This window comes from Pseudoxanthomonas sp. CF125 (genome assembly GCF_900104085.1).
GTDB lineage: Bacteria > Pseudomonadota > Gammaproteobacteria > Xanthomonadales > Xanthomonadaceae > Pseudoxanthomonas_A.
Genome location: NZ_FNLD01000003.1, coordinates 127,204 through 141,346, shown reverse-complemented (window position 1 = coordinate 141,346; position 14,143 = coordinate 127,204). Strand labels below are relative to the sequence as shown.

11 protein-coding genes are annotated in these 14,143 nt (G+C 61.2%); 5 read left to right on the top strand and 6 right to left on the bottom strand.

Annotated elements, in window-relative coordinates:
• Positions 1-392: 392 nt before the first annotated feature.
• Together BLR66_RS14140 and BLR66_RS14135 are read left to right on the top strand one after the other, a co-directional pair.
• Positions 393-3,323 carry a TonB-dependent receptor gene (locus tag BLR66_RS14140; protein WP_255402622.1) on the top strand — a complete coding sequence of 977 codons (2,931 nt, stop codon included), beginning with the start codon at positions 393-395 and terminating at the stop codon, positions 3,321-3,323.
• 99 nt (positions 3,324-3,422) lie between these two features.
• Positions 3,423-5,783: a glycoside hydrolase family 127 protein gene (locus BLR66_RS14135; RefSeq protein ID WP_093288323.1), complete on the top strand. Its 2,361-nt coding sequence runs from the start codon at positions 3,423-3,425 to the stop codon at positions 5,781-5,783.
• 384 nt (positions 5,784-6,167) lie between these two features.
• On the opposite strand, the gene BLR66_RS14130 is transcribed toward BLR66_RS14135, so the two are convergent.
• The 4 genes from BLR66_RS14130 to BLR66_RS14115 all read right to left on the bottom strand — a co-directional run bounded on the left by BLR66_RS14130 (position 6,168) and on the right by BLR66_RS14115 (position 8,994).
• Entirely contained in the window at positions 6,168-6,539 is a 372-nt protein-coding gene (locus tag BLR66_RS14130) for a hypothetical protein (RefSeq protein ID WP_093288320.1), read from the bottom strand.
• A gap of 129 nt (positions 6,540-6,668) precedes the next feature.
• Positions 6,669-7,406 (bottom strand): LytR/AlgR family response regulator transcription factor, encoded by a 738-nt coding sequence (locus tag BLR66_RS14125; RefSeq protein ID WP_093288317.1) that lies wholly within the window; start codon positions 7,404-7,406, stop codon positions 6,669-6,671.
• The gene (locus BLR66_RS14120; RefSeq protein WP_093288314.1) at positions 7,403-8,506 is read right to left on the bottom strand and encodes a sensor histidine kinase; all 1,104 of its coding nucleotides are present in this window, start codon (positions 8,504-8,506) and stop codon (positions 7,403-7,405) included. The genes BLR66_RS14125 and BLR66_RS14120 overlap by 4 nt, the downstream gene beginning before the upstream one ends.
• Positions 8,507-8,538: 32 nt before the next feature.
• Positions 8,539-8,994, bottom strand: coding sequence for a DoxX family protein (locus BLR66_RS14115; protein ID WP_176943890.1), 456 nt, complete (start codon positions 8,992-8,994; stop codon positions 8,539-8,541).
• 680 nt (positions 8,995-9,674) lie between these two features.
• On the opposite strand from BLR66_RS14115, the gene BLR66_RS14110 reads away from it, so the two are divergent.
• The gene (locus BLR66_RS14110; RefSeq protein ID WP_093288309.1) at positions 9,675-10,220 is read left to right on the top strand and encodes a DUF4189 domain-containing protein; all 546 of its coding nucleotides are present in this window, start codon (positions 9,675-9,677) and stop codon (positions 10,218-10,220) included.
• A gap of 180 nt (positions 10,221-10,400) precedes the next feature.
• The gene (locus BLR66_RS19245; RefSeq protein WP_093288306.1) at positions 10,401-11,111 is read left to right on the top strand and encodes a hypothetical protein; all 711 of its coding nucleotides are present in this window, start codon (positions 10,401-10,403) and stop codon (positions 11,109-11,111) included.
• Positions 11,112-11,391: 280 nt separating this feature from the next.
• Here the strand turns inward: BLR66_RS19245 and BLR66_RS14100 are convergent, their stop codons facing one another.
• On the bottom strand, positions 11,392-12,249 hold the full coding sequence (locus BLR66_RS14100) for an AraC family transcriptional regulator (protein ID WP_093288304.1): 858 nt from the start codon (positions 12,247-12,249) through the stop codon (positions 11,392-11,394).
• A gap of 121 nt (positions 12,250-12,370) precedes the next feature.
• Here BLR66_RS14100 and BLR66_RS14095 point away from each other — a divergent pair, with 121 nt between their 5' ends.
• Complete coding sequence (locus tag BLR66_RS14095) at positions 12,371-13,141, top strand: alpha/beta fold hydrolase (protein WP_093288301.1); 771 nt, start codon at positions 12,371-12,373, stop codon at positions 13,139-13,141.
• Between the two features lie 448 nt (positions 13,142-13,589).
• Here BLR66_RS14095 and BLR66_RS14090 read toward each other — a convergent pair whose 3' ends face one another.
• Positions 13,590-14,090, bottom strand: coding sequence for a lipocalin-like domain-containing protein (locus tag BLR66_RS14090; RefSeq protein ID WP_093288298.1), 501 nt, complete (start codon positions 14,088-14,090; stop codon positions 13,590-13,592).
• Positions 14,091-14,143 lie beyond the last annotated feature (53 nt).

Here is a 14,143-nt window from a genome sequence, read left to right as displayed (position 1 = left end):
TGCGTGACGTGCGGACATGGCACGCGGTGAACACCATGTCGCGTTTCCGTTCAGCGAACCGCGCGTCTGAACAAAGTCGGAGGTGACGCAGAAAAACAAATGCATTTTGGTGGACGGTGGCACCGGCGATAGCGCCGGATGCGGCCGGCGACGCCCCAGGGAAGCGCACGGAGCGATTCGTTGCGCTGCATCTTCTCCACCGGCGAATCAGGCAGTACCCGTTCGGCCGCGCACGAGTGCTCGGCAAGCAGACGGGAAAGGTTTTCGCGCCGCTGCCGTCACCGGTAGAGACGCGGCGAATCCAGGCGCTTCTTGCGTTGGCGCAAGCCGGCACGGGCGCTTTTTACCCCACGAATCCTATCGCCCCACCGAATCCGTCTGAGGAGACACCCATGCGATCCGCCGAAGTAATGCTTTCTCCTTCCCGCTGTCGTCATCGCGAGACACCGTTCCTGGCCATTCCGCGCCCCCGTGCACCGTTGGTCCGGGCCATTGCCGTCGCACTGATACTAGCCGCCACCTGCTCGGCGCAGGCGCAGGAAACGCAGACTGCGGAGAGCGCTAACGACGCCACCACTCTCGACAGCGTCACCGTCACCGGCTCCCGCATCCGTCGCGTCGACACGGAGACCGCCAATCCGGTTACCACCATCGGCCGCGAAGCCATCGAAGCCACCGGCAAGGCGACGCTGGGCGATCTGATCCAGGAGTTGCCTGCGATCGCCGGCAACGCCACCAACCCCAACGTCAACAACGGCGGCGGCACTGGCGCGTCCGCGGTCTCGCTGCGCGGCCTGGGCGAGAAGCGCACCTTGGTGCTGGTCAATGGCGTACGTCTGGCCTACAACGATATCAACAGCATTCCGGCCGCTATGGTCGAGCGCGTCGAAGTGCTGGGCGACGGCGCATCTGCCGTCTACGGCTCCGATGCCATCGGCGGCGTGGTCAATTTCATTCTGCGCGACCGCTTCGAAGGCGTGCAGGCCAGCGCCGATTTCGGCCAGACTTCGCGCGGCGATGGCAGCCGGCGCAACTATTCGCTCACTGCCGGGCATGCCTGGGATCGGGCCAGCGTGGTCGGTGGCGTGTCCTACCACAAGATCGACGAAGTATCGGCAGCGCAACGCGCGTTCTCCAAGGATGCGCTGAATCTGGTCAATGGCGAGGCGGTCAGACAAGGTTCTTCGGCGACCCCCTTCGGGACGATCAGCTTCAACGACGGTTCCGCCGAAGCCGCGGCCCTGGCCGCCAGCGCGGGTTGCTCGCGCGTCACCCTCGATTCGGCCACCGGCAGCGGCCCTACCGACCAGGGCGACTATCACTGCTACGACGCCACGGCGGATTCCTTCAACTACCAGCCCTTCAATCTGCTGCAGACGCCGCAGGAGCGCACCAACGCCTTCGTGCTGGGCAGCTTCCGCCTGACCGACAACCTCGAAGCCTACGGCAACGCCTATTTCACCAAGACCCATTCGGCATCGATCATCGCGCCGGTGCCGATCTTCGCCATCGGCGACAATTTCCTGGTGTCGGAGAACAGCTACTACAATCCCTTCGGCATCAATTTCGGCGCCGATCGGGCCACTGGCACCACCTACAACACTTTCAATACGCGGTTGGTTTCGCTGGGCAACCGCCAGTACGAGTACAACACCTACAATCTGCAGACCAACGCCGGCCTGCGCGGTGGTTTCGGCGACAGCTCCTGGCAGTGGGACGCCAATTTCAACTATGGCCAGGTCCGGCAGAAGTCGATCAACAACGGTTTCCTGAATTACGCTGCGTTCAATCAGGCGGTCGGGCCCTCGTTCCTAGACAGCGATGGAGTGGTCAAGTGCGGCGCCGCCGGCGCGGTCATCGCCGGCTGCACTCCGATCGATATCTTCAACACCAACGATCCGGCCACCGTTGAGGCGCTGAAAGCGATGGTCGTCAATCCGATCAGCACCAGCACTTACACGGTCAAGCAGTTCGAAGCCAACGCCAACGGCAATCTGTTCGATCTTCCCGCCGGGACGGTCAATCTCGCGGTCGGCTTGTCCTATCGCAAGGAAAGCACCTCGACCAAGACCGACGATTTGGCCGTGGCCGATCTGGAAGGTCTGTGCGGCGTCGTCGAGTTCTGCACCACGGTGCTGAACGGCAGTTTCAATGTGAAGGAAGCCTATGCCGAAACCCTGATTCCGTTGCTGGCCGACAAACCTTTCGCGCACGCGCTGAACCTGTCCATCGGCAGCCGTTTCTCCGATTACGATTCGGTGGGCAGCACCACCAACAGCAAACTGGCGCTGGAATGGCGACCGATCGAAAACCTGCTGCTGCGCGGCACGGTGTCGGAGGTATTCCGCGCGCCCAACATCAACGAGCTGTACGCCGGCATCGGTGGCGATGCGGCTTCGGCCATCGATCCCTGCAACGGTTACACCGGTGGCAATGACGTAGCTTGCGTCAACGTGCCGACGGATGGCAGCTACCAGCAGGCCGATCCACAGGTTTCCGGACGCACTTCCGGCGCATTGGTGGCCGGCTACGACGGCCTCAAGCCAGAAACCGGCAAGTCCTACGATTTCGGCGTGGTCTACGATCCGAAGTGGCTGGAAGGACTTTCGCTGAGCGCCGATGTATGGCGTATCAATCTGGTGGACACCATCGCCACGGTATCGGCGCAGACCGTGCTCAACCAGTGCTACGCCAATTCCGCCAGCGCGTTCTGCCCTCTGATCCACCGCAACGGCAACGGCACCATCTACTACATCGGCGAGCCGACGGTGAACCTGGGCCAGTTGTGGACAAAGGGCGTGGATTTCGGCGCGAACTATCGTCTGCCCGATACGCGCTGGGGCAGCTTCAACGCAAGCCTCAACGGCACCTATGTGGCGCGTTACGACATTAATCCCGATCCCACCGACCCGGGCACCGTGGTGATCCACAGCGCGGGCAAGTACACCTATTCCTATGGCAATTTCCCGCGTATCCGCGCGCTGGGTACGTTGACCTGGAAGCAGGGGCCGTGGAGCGCCGCCTGGCGTATACGCTACGTGGGGCACACCTCGATCGGCAGCACCGACGCAAGGCAGAATCTCTCCGCCGATTCGGCGCTGCCGGCGGTCGAACGCGGGATCGGCTCGTATGCGTACCATAATCTGCAGGGTGGCTACGACTTCAGCGACTGGCATACCCGCGTCGATGTGGGCGTGGACAATCTGGGCGACAAACAGCCGCCCTTGTTCTACAACAATAACGCCAACAACGGTAATACCGACGTGACCACCTACGATGTGCTCGGCCGCTACTGGTGGGCACGGGTCACGGTAACGTTCTGACCCACCGCCGACGCAGGCCGCCCGTTCGCTTGGGCGGCTCGCGTTTTGCCGCTGCCACGCGTTTCTGCCACTGTCAGCAGGAAAACGAGGATTCACTGCATGAGCATCAGCCTTTCGAGACGGCGTTTCCTCGCCTGGAGCGCCATGGCGTCGGCGGCCGGCTTCGTCGGCTTCCCGCTCGAAGCGGCGGCATCCGTACCGCAGCGGGCGCGGGCGGTCCCGCTACGCAACGTACGGTTGAAACGGTCGATGTTCCTGGATTCGCTGCAAACCAACCGGCGCTACATGCTGCAGTTGGAGCCGGATCGCCTGCTGCACAATTTCCGCCAGTACGCCGGGCTGGAGCCGAAGGCACCCGTCTATGGCGGCTGGGAAGCGGATACCATTGCCGGGCATACGCTCGGGCACTATCTCAGCGCGCTATCGCTGATGCATGCGCAGACCGGCGACACCGAATGCCTGTCGCGTGCGGATTACATCGTCGCCGAACTGGCGTTGTGCCAGGCACAAGCCGCCGATGGTTATGTGGCCGGTTTCACCCGCAAGAACCGCGATGGAAAGATCGAAAGCGGGCGCGCGGTCTTCGATGACCTCAGGCAGGGTAGGGTCGAAACCCAGCCCTTCAGCCTGAATGGAAGTTGGGCGCCGCTGTATACCTGGCATAAGCTGTTTGCGGGCCTGCTGGATGCGCACGTGCATTGCGGTAATGCGCAGGCGCTCGAGGTGGCGGTGCGTTTGGGCAATTACCTCGATGCGGTGTTCGCGCAACTGGACGATGCGCAGATGCAGCGGGTGCTGTCGTGCGAGTTCGGTGGGCTCAACGAATCCTTCGCCGAACTCTATGGCCGCACCGGCGACCCGCGCTGGCTCCGGTTGGCCGAACGCCTGCGCCACCGCGAGGTCATGGACCCGCTGGCCGCGCAGCAGGACAAACTCGACCGGCTGCACGCCAACACACAGATTCCGAAACTGATCGGCATGGCCCGCCAGTTCGAACTGACCGGCGATCCAGAGCCCTCGGCGGCTGCGCGCTTCTTCTGGCTTACGGTCACCGCGCACCATACCTATGTGATCGGCGGCAACGCCGACCGCGAATACTTCCAGGCGCCGGATACGATCTCCAAGTTCGTCACCGAACAGACCTGCGAACACTGCAACAGCTACAACATGCTGAAGCTGACCCGGCACCTGTATCGCTGGACGCCACGGGCCGCCTATTTCGACTACTACGAACGCACCTTGCTGAACCACATCATGGCGCAGCAGCATCCGGGCACCGGCATGTTCGCCTACATGATGCCGCTGATGGCCGGAGCCAAGCGCGAGTTCTCCACTCCGTTCGACGATTTCTGGTGCTGCGTCGGTTCCGGGATGGAGAGCCATGCCCAGTTCGGCGATTCGATCTATTGGCGCGACGACGAGGACGAAACCTTGTTCGTCAATCTCTATATTCCTTCGAGCCTGGACGACGACCCTTCCGGCCTGCAGCTGGAGCTGGACAGCGACCTGCCTTTGGGTAGCGAGGCCCGCCTGCGCATAACGGCGGCACCGGAAGCGGCGCAGCGCATTGCGCTGCGGATCCCCGGCTGGGCGCAGTCGTGGCGACTTACGCTCAACGGCAAGCCCGTCCGCGCAGAATTGGCCGACGGCTACGCGCGCCTGCGCCGTCGCTGGCGCGCAGGCGACATGCTGACCCTGGAATTGCCGATGCCGTTGCGCCTGGAACCGAGCGACGATCCGGAGGTTGTGTCGGTGATGCGCGGCCCGTTGGTGATGGCGGCCGATCTGGGTTCTACGGAAGAACCCTATGGGACACGAGTCGATCCGGTGTTGGTGGCCGAAGGCGATGTCCTGGCGGGATTCGCACCGCAGGACGTCGCCGGGCGCTATCTGGCGACCGGGGTGGTGCATCCGGGACCGTTGGCTTTCGCGCCGTTTTATGCACAGCACGACCGACGCAGCGCGGTCTATTTCGAACGCCTCGCTCCACAGGCGTGGCGGGAAGAACAAACGAGGCAAGCGGCCGAGGCCAAGGCCATGGCGCAGATGGATGCCGACGCGGCCGATCGGATCGAACTGGGCGAAGATGCTTCGGAAAAGGCGCATGCACTGCGCAGCGAGCTGTCCTACAGCGTCGAGTACCGGCGACGGAAAGGACGCGATGCGCGCAGCGGAGGATTCGTCGAATTCGATCTGCAAAGCCGGCCCGGCCCATTGAAACTGCGGTTGCGCTACTGGGGAGGCGAGCATCGGCGACGCTTCCGCATCCTCGCCAACGGATATCCGGTGGCCGACGAAGTGCTGGACGGCGACCGCGGCATCCGTTTCGTCGATGCCGACTACCCGTTGCCTGCCGCCACGACGAAAGGAAAGATCTTGCGCGTGCGCATCGAGCCGGAAACCGGCTTCAGCGCCGGCCCAGTGTTCGGCTGCTGGCTCTTGGCCGGCACGGATGCATGAGGCTGCGATACGGTCAGCCGTTTCGTTGCAACCGGGCCGAACGCAGGATTGAGCGGCCGCTTATGGGTGTGGGCTAAGCCCTTGCGCGGATCGCCAGCAGGCCGGCCAACTTATGCTTTCTATGGGCGGCCAACTTATGGTTCCTCCCACAGTTGCATGTTGGAGCAACCATGGTGAACGCCAATCAGAATCGGATGCTTCCGAACCCTCGCTCTTAACCAAAAGCGAATGGGGATCGATTGGTCTTGTTAGACGAAATGAGCTTCCCCAAATAGTGCTGCCATTTCCATCCAGGATCGTAAGAAGCGGACTCTCAAGCACTCCACGACCGGTTGCCTGATCGATAGCTAGAGCAAGCGGACCAATGGTGGCGAAAAAGAGAGGTCAGCATTTTCCGGCTGCCTTCAGTAAGGCATTGCAATTGCCATCATTCTTGTTCTTGGGAGTCTGCGCACCATCCTTGCCCATTTCCGTGCAGATCGCTTCGGAAACCGACTTCCCCAGCACCGAAACGGAACCACCCACAAAACAGTTGTATTGGCGTCCTGCAGTAGTCTTGACCTGGTAGCGGGTCGTGGTGCCTTCATCCATGCGATTGGAGATGGTGAACTGTGCCGGCTCCAGGCCAAGGGCGAAACCGGTGCGTTGGACCAGCGCGTCATCGCTCACCGCAAACGACGCGCAGCCCGACAGTAGAGAGACGACCAGCGATGAAACTGCCAGGAGTGGGATCAATGCGTTCTTCTTGCCGGTCATGCGTGACTCCGTGCGCTTGTGGGTGAGGCGCCATCACACCGGCTGCAGGGCCAGTCGACATGCCTGCTGGGACAAACATCACGTTGCAGTCGTCGGGCAGCACACCAGTGACCTGCAAGTACGCCAGTGCTACGGTGTGTTATCCAACCCGAGCAATGCATGCACCTGGTCGCGGAAGTGGCGACCCGAGTGAAGGTGGCGTCCACCATGCAACCCGATTCGGAATCGTCCCGATCCCACGGGCTTGATCTCGCGGATCGCGGCGATACGCACGATGGCGGAACGATGCAGACGGACGAAGTTCTCCGGCTCCAGCTTTGCCTGGAAGTCGGCCAACGTGTTCCGGATCATGTAAGTGGCGCCCGCGGCATGGACCTCCAGATAGTTGCCATGGGCGAGAACCAGATCGATCTGCAAGATCGGCACCAGGTGTGTGCGTTGTCCGATAGACAGCGGGAGGCGTTTTCCCGATGGCGCTTCCGTTGCGGGCGATACGTGCGCTGCGGCATGTCGCACGCGTTCCAGGGTGTCGCGCAGGCGTTCTGCAGAAACCGGCTTCATCAGGTAGTCGGTGGCGCGGGCGTCGAAGGCGCGGACGCCATGTTGCGCATAGGCGGTGACGAACACCACCAGGGGATGCGGTCCCTGCCATCGCGCGAGTGCGCCGAATCCGTTGCCGCCTGGCATCTCAATGTCCAGGAACAATACATCGATGGCGCAGTTCGCTGCCGTCGCCAACAGTTCATCGGTATCGACGCATTCCGCCACAACCCTGATCGTACTGCCACCCACTTTCGCCAGTAATCGCCGCAGTCGTGCACGGGCCAAAGGCTCGTCATCGATGATCGCGGCACGAAGTTCGTTCATTCGGCTGACTCCCTGGACACCGATGCATTGGATCGTGCTGCGGAGGTCGCGGGAATATCAAGCCGTACCAGATGATCGCCCGCCTCTGTCCTCTCCAGGACAAGGCAGGCATGATCGCCATACAGCAACTGCAGGCGGCTACGGGTGCTTTGCAGGCCGATTCCCGTGCCGGAGGCGATCGTATTCCCGGATGCGATGCTGTTCTCCACTTCCAGCGACAGTCGGTCATCTCGGAACCTTCCTCGCACACGCAGGATCCCCGGTGAGCGTCTGCGGGCTATTCCGTGCACGATCGCGTTCTCAACTAGCGGCTGCAAGATCAAGGCCGGTATGGGAACCTCAAGGCAATCAGGTCGAATGTCCCAGACCACCTGCAAGCGTTCGCTCAACCGAATCTTCTCGATCATCAGATAGTGCTCCACTAGCGCAAGCTCTTCGCGCAGTGGGCGCAGCTGGTCCTGTTCTGGGGACAGACTATCGCGCAGCAATGCGGCCAGGGAAACCAGCATGCGATCGGCCAACTCTGCATCGCGATGCACCATTTCCGCGACCGAATTGAGCGCATTGAAAAGGAAGTGCGGGTTGAGCTGCGCGCGCAAGGCCTCCAGCTGGGTTCTGGTGAGACTGGTTTCCAGTTCCGCCACTTTCTGACCACGCTCATGGCTGCGCTGGTAAAAAACCATCGCGTGCGCGATGCCGATCACCAGCCAGGCCAGCATGAAGCCGTTGATGAAGGCCGTAGTCAGCACGCTGCCAAATCCAGGCAGGGGCTGGTCGCCGTACCACGCAAAGACGGGATTGGTGAGGTAGACGTAAGCAGCCCGCAATAGCACTACCGCCAGTGCGCTGGCCATCAGAATCGAAATGGACCGCAGGCTGCGGCCCCGCTCGATTGGGTGGCGCTTCACCAACCAGTAAAGGGCCAGGCTGAGTGGCACCCAGGTCATCCAGCCGCCAAAGCTGAACTGCAGCGCTTCCTGCCAGGAAATCGGCCTGCCTTGTTGTTCTCCCATCCAGACTACCTGGATGGCGAAGATCAGCGCATACGCCGTCCACCACAGCAGGACAATCCAGAAAACGGACGGAATGCGTTTGAACATAGTCAGTTGCGAGAAGCAGGCAGGAATTCGGCTCAGGCGGGTGGCTTGGCGCCTCTAACCAGCGTCCTGCCGCGCGACCAAGCTAGCACGGACCGCGAATGCGGCCAATGCGTGGGGTCGGTGCAGCCGATTACCAGCAACGCGGCACACAGCAATATGCTGAACTCCATGCCGCCGGTGCCATGCTCGCCCACGAACCATCCCTGCTGCGCATGGATCAGCACGATACCGGTGACCACGATGCAGGAAAGCAGAGCGCATACCCATTTGACCCCCACGCCGGATGCCAGCAATAGGCCGCCGACGATCTCGCAGATGGAAATGGCCAGCACCCACGTCGTGCCATGTGGAAATCCCCTGCTTTCGAGGAAATCGGCGAACCGTGGCACGCTACCGTTCACCAGCCGAACCGCAGCATGAGCCATGAAAATCAATGCAACGGTGCCGCGTAGTAGGCAGATTGCATACCAGAAGGAGGATGCGGCCACATGCATGCCGGTTGACGTTGGATGTCACATTCTAGTTTTCAGGTTTATTGCCAATTTCGAAGCCGCCAGGGACGAGCGGCATCGCGGCATGTTCAGACGACACCGAGAACCGTGATCTGCGTAAATGCTTGCATGGCATGAGCACCCTTAACGGTGGACACCCTCGGGTCCCAATTCCCATGGATCGACAAGCCGTCGCTCCACCGCTTTCGGCCAGAAGCGGACGGTCAACACTTTGACCGAGCCAATCTTCTGGCGTCGGCGGGTCCGACCCCAGATCTGCTGAGGTCTAAGCGTGCGCTATGCACGCGTCCATGTGCCGTTCATCCCACTCATCTACTGGTGAGGATGCCTTATGGCTTCATACTCCCCGTCAGTTTTCCGCCGGAATCCACTACACGAACCAATGAGTCGCCGAGCCGCGACCGTAAGGCATTGATGAGGGCCGCGGGTCAGTGCTTACTTCATGAGCGCGATCAATGCCCCGCCATCTGTGGCGATAGGGTCCAGCCGAGGTGGGCCTGCGACCATCAGGTGACTCGCCTCAAACGTTCGAAGTGAGCCATTCGCCAGACATTCGGCCTTTACCCTGTGTCCATAATCCAAAACAAAGTGGGCGCAAGTAGGGGCGATGTGTTGGCGTCGCGATACGAGATACGTTGGCAATTCGGAATACCGAAATGATGGAACTGGCAAACCGCCGCGCTCGCCGGGCAGCCGTCCTTTTACTGGCGGCGATCGCGTTGACGGGACTTCCGATCATGGCCCTGGCAGAAGGCCGCTGTCCGCCAGGGATGTTCGAAACCGGATCGCGCGACTTCATTGGTTGCGCCCCGATTCCTGGCTATGGTGGGGGAGAAGCAGCGGAAGAGGAGCAGAGCCCGATCGAGATGGTTTGGGCTGACCGTTGGGGCGCCTACGCCTCTGAAGAAGGGGCAAGCGGACTGGGGGTGGTGAACGGCCGAGCCTCGAAGGCGGCTGCCGAGAAAGACGCCGTACTCGATTGCAGGGAAGTGGCCAAGCAACCGGAGAAGTGCTCGGTCCAGTTGTCCTTCTACAACCAGTGCGCCGCGTACGCCTGGGGCGGAGGGCACGGCATAGCAGCTTCAGCAGTCAATGAGAAGATTGCGATCAGAGAAGCCACAAGACTTTGCGATGAGGCCTCGGGAGTGGAATGCCTGATCTACCACAGCGGTTGCAGCTTCCAGGAAGCGGTTCCACCGTAGGGCGGCGCTGTTGCAGCCGGAGTCGCTGTTCTGAGCAGGGCGATGGCGGCGCCAGCTAAACAGCCTTCCAATTACGCAAGCACCTGTTATGCACAATGGGTAGAGTCCATCTACCCAAGAAGCAGTGAGCCAATGTGTAAGAACAATCAGAATCACGAGTGGATCGAATAGGAAAAGAAGATGAAACCTCTCGCACTTTTGGCTTTAATCTTCGCGTCGCTGCCGATCACGGCACTCGCTTGCCCTACCGGCATGGTGTTCAACGGAAATGGATGTAGTCCTCCGTATGAGTACACCGGATGGGACATGCTTCGAGATCAACGCGCCGCAATTGATGCAATTGGTAGCGATCGGGTTCGCGAAAATTACCCAACCTACACTCCTGAGCAACTGGCAGAGTGGGAACGCCTCGAAAAGGAGGAGCGGGAGGAAGAAGAGAAGGAAAGAGAGCAGCTTGCCAAGGGGTTATGGCATGTCGATTCGACCTCCACACCCGAAGGTGGTTTATGCGCGGCAACGTTTGCAAAATATACGAGTGGGAAGAATGGAGTGGAAGGCGGACTGGTCACTATTATGGGGTTCCAACAACCTAAGGAGGAGGCGTGGCTGATTTTTCAAGGAGCAGGACTGCCTAAACCGCGGAAAGTAAAGAAAATAAAAATAGATCTTCAGCAAGACGACGAGCCAGTACAAACTGTCGAGGTGTTCAACTACAGGAAGACAAGAGATATCGGGGAGGTTACGTTTGCCGTACCTGGCCTGAAAGCCGCACTGGAGGGAATGCGTGATACGCAAAGATTCAAGTTAACACTTGATGGAAAAGCGGTGATGATCATTCAGTGGACCAACGGCGCGAAGTCTATTGGTGAACTTAGAGCGTGTGGAAAGTAACGCTCAATTGGATAGAGCTTTCATTTTGCCAGCACTACTGCGGGCACAAACCGGGATTTCAGGGTCGCCGGGGCTTCGGCGGGTTTGCGGCTCCTATCGGGATATTGCGGCTCGTCGTGTTCAAGCGTGGTCGAGGTATTGGCTGGCGTCAGCCCGACTTCACGGCGAAGCAGCTGGGACAAATACATTAGGTCGATTCAAATGGTCGCAAGCGGGCCGGCCATCTTATGCTTCCCTTAGAGGGCGCGTTCGGTATTGCAACCGGACCGCAGAGTTCCGGTCATACAACTTGTCCAAGCCGGTCGTAGGGTGCCCCCGGCCCTCGTCCTCTCCACTCTCTGGGCGAAACTCCCGCTTGTGCCTTGAACGCCCGCGACAAGGCCGACTCGGTCGCGTAGCCCACTTCATCCACCAGCAGCTTCAAGGGTTTGCCGCTGCGCAGCCCCTTCTGCACCAGCAAGATCCGCCACCGCTGCAGGTACTCGCCGGGCGTGCTGCCCACGGTGCTGCGAAACGTCTGCGCGAACGAGCTGCGCGACATGCCGGCCGTCGCGGCCAGTGTCTCCAGCGTCCAGTCTTCCCGCGGCCGTTCGTGCATCGCGGTGATCGCGCGGCGCAGGCGCGGATGCGCGAGCCCCGACATCAATCCCGCCTGACCCCGCTGTCCTTCCATCTGATGCCGCAACACCTGGATCAGCACCAGCTCGAACAATCGCGCCAGCACCTCGCCACGGCCGCAGCGCTGGTCGAACGCCTCCTCAAACAGCAGATCCAGCAACGAGCGCGCACTGCCCAGTTGGTCCAGCGGCAGGCAGACGAAGTCCGGTAGCGCGGCCACGAGCGGATGTCCGGCCGCGCCTTCGAAGCCGAGGTCGGCGCAGGCCAATTCCGCGCCCCCGGAGTCGTCGATCACGAAGCGATGGGCGCAGGGCCGCGGATACAGCAGCAGGCTGGGCTCGGTGAGGGTGATCGGCTTGCCGGCGGCGTGGTGCACGACCACGGTGCCGCGCCGGACCAGGTGCAACTGGCCCAAAGTTGGGCGCATCGGTATTTCATGGGCGCCGCACAGGGCGCCGGCATGCAAGATGGCCGCCCGCACCGGGAAGTGACCCAGCAGAGCCGCAAGCCGGTCAGTCATTTTTGGACTCCTTGACAAGTTATGTGGACTTTACAGTACGCATAAGCCAAATGAAACGAGGATAGTGGCCTCACCGGGAACGACCCGGCCAACCCAGTCAATCCATCCTCAAGGAACCCGCATGAACATCCTCGCCCCCCTGGCCCTCGCCGCCGCCCTCAGCCTGGGCACGGCCTCGGCCGCCACCCCCGCCCCGATCGCCGACACCCGTCCGACCGTGGTGCTGGTCCATGGCGCCTTTGCCGACGGCTCGTCATGGAACAAGGTCATCCCACTGCTCCAGGCCCAAGGCTTGAACGCGGTCGCGGTGCAGAACCCGCTGACCTCGCTGGAAGACGATGTGACCTTCACCAACCGCGTCGTCAACGCGCAGTCCGGCCCGGTCGTGCTGGTCGGCCATTCCTGGGGTGGCTCGGTCATCACCCAGGCCGGCGGTCACGACAAGGTCAAGGCCCTTGTCTACGTCGCCGCATTCGCGCCCTCGCTCAATGCCGCGCCGGTGGTCGATACCAAAGACTTCCCGACTCCACCGGGCTTCGCTCACTTCATCGCCGACGCCGACGGGTACCTGACCCTTCCCGCCGACGCGATCGCCCGCGACTTCGCGCAGGACGTCAGCGCCGAGGAAGCCAACCTGATCCACGCCACCCAGGGCGCAGTGCGCGGCGCCAACTTCGAACAGCCCGTCACTGTGGCCGCGTGGACCACCAAGCCGTCGTGGTACATAGTCGCCGCCCAGGACCGCATGATCGACCCGGGTGCGCAGCGTGCGTTGGCCAAGAAGATTCGCGCGACAACCGTGGAGCTGCAAACCAGCCACGTGCCGATGGTTTCCGACCCGGAATCGGTGGCCAAGGTGATCGTCGAAGCAGCACGAGCAGCGGCGAAGTAATCCACGCAAGGATCGCTGCCGGGGGTTGCAACGACCCCCGACAGCTTGTCGAAGCGGCCCAGCAACTCAAAGCTTATGAAATAGCGGGCCTGATCTTGCCGGCGGGACGATCAGAGAAACGCGCAGGATCCAATGCCCACCGCGCTAGCCGAGTTGTAGAGCGCGTCCCATCTGTCGAGTCTCGATGTCCGATCCTGGCTGGAAGCGGACACTGGGTCGAATCAAATGGGTCGCCAGCGGGCCGGCCAACTTCTGCTTTCTATGGGCGACCAACTTATGGTTGCTCCCACAAACTGGAGCCATCCGCCCATGCACCGTGGACGAGCACGACATTCTTGGCTTTGACCGTGCGGTCAAGGAAATCCAAGTATTCCGACCATCGGCTTTGGGCCGAAAGCGGCCGCTGATTCCCTGGTTAAGCGCGTTCGGGTTCGCCATATCGACGCCGCTAGCGCACCCGCAAAAATTCAGCCCTGACTTGCCCTCCATCGGGGCGGGTGAAAGTTTCATGCATCCGATCGCCTACAACTTTCAGCTGTAGCTCCCTCTGTGTTCGAACGGCACCCACCCAATTGGGAAATGTTGCGCCCTCGATGCGGTTTCCGGTGAAACGACCTTGCTCGTCTACGGTGTAGGTACCGAAGAAACCGATACTAGATGCCATGGCACGCTTGTTCTCCTCAGTGCTGCCGCCGCCTCGCGTGTCGGACTTGAAACGCGGGGTGTCGGGGTTGGTGAGCACTTCGACGAAATGCATGTCGGCGGTGAAAACGAGCATGCCTTGGGGATGCTCACTATAGGGTTGCTCAGTCTTGCCGTCGGCTTCCACTGTGGCAGAGACCATGCGCCAGGTGCCGGCAACTTGATTGGGCTTGGCAGGGGAGGGCACCGGCTCACTCGCTCCTGCGGTGAGGGGGGCGACAAGGAGAAATGCGAGTAGACACTTCATATGCGGTCTGTCGTCATGGTTAGGGATTTTTAAACTATCAAGTCGTCCAATCG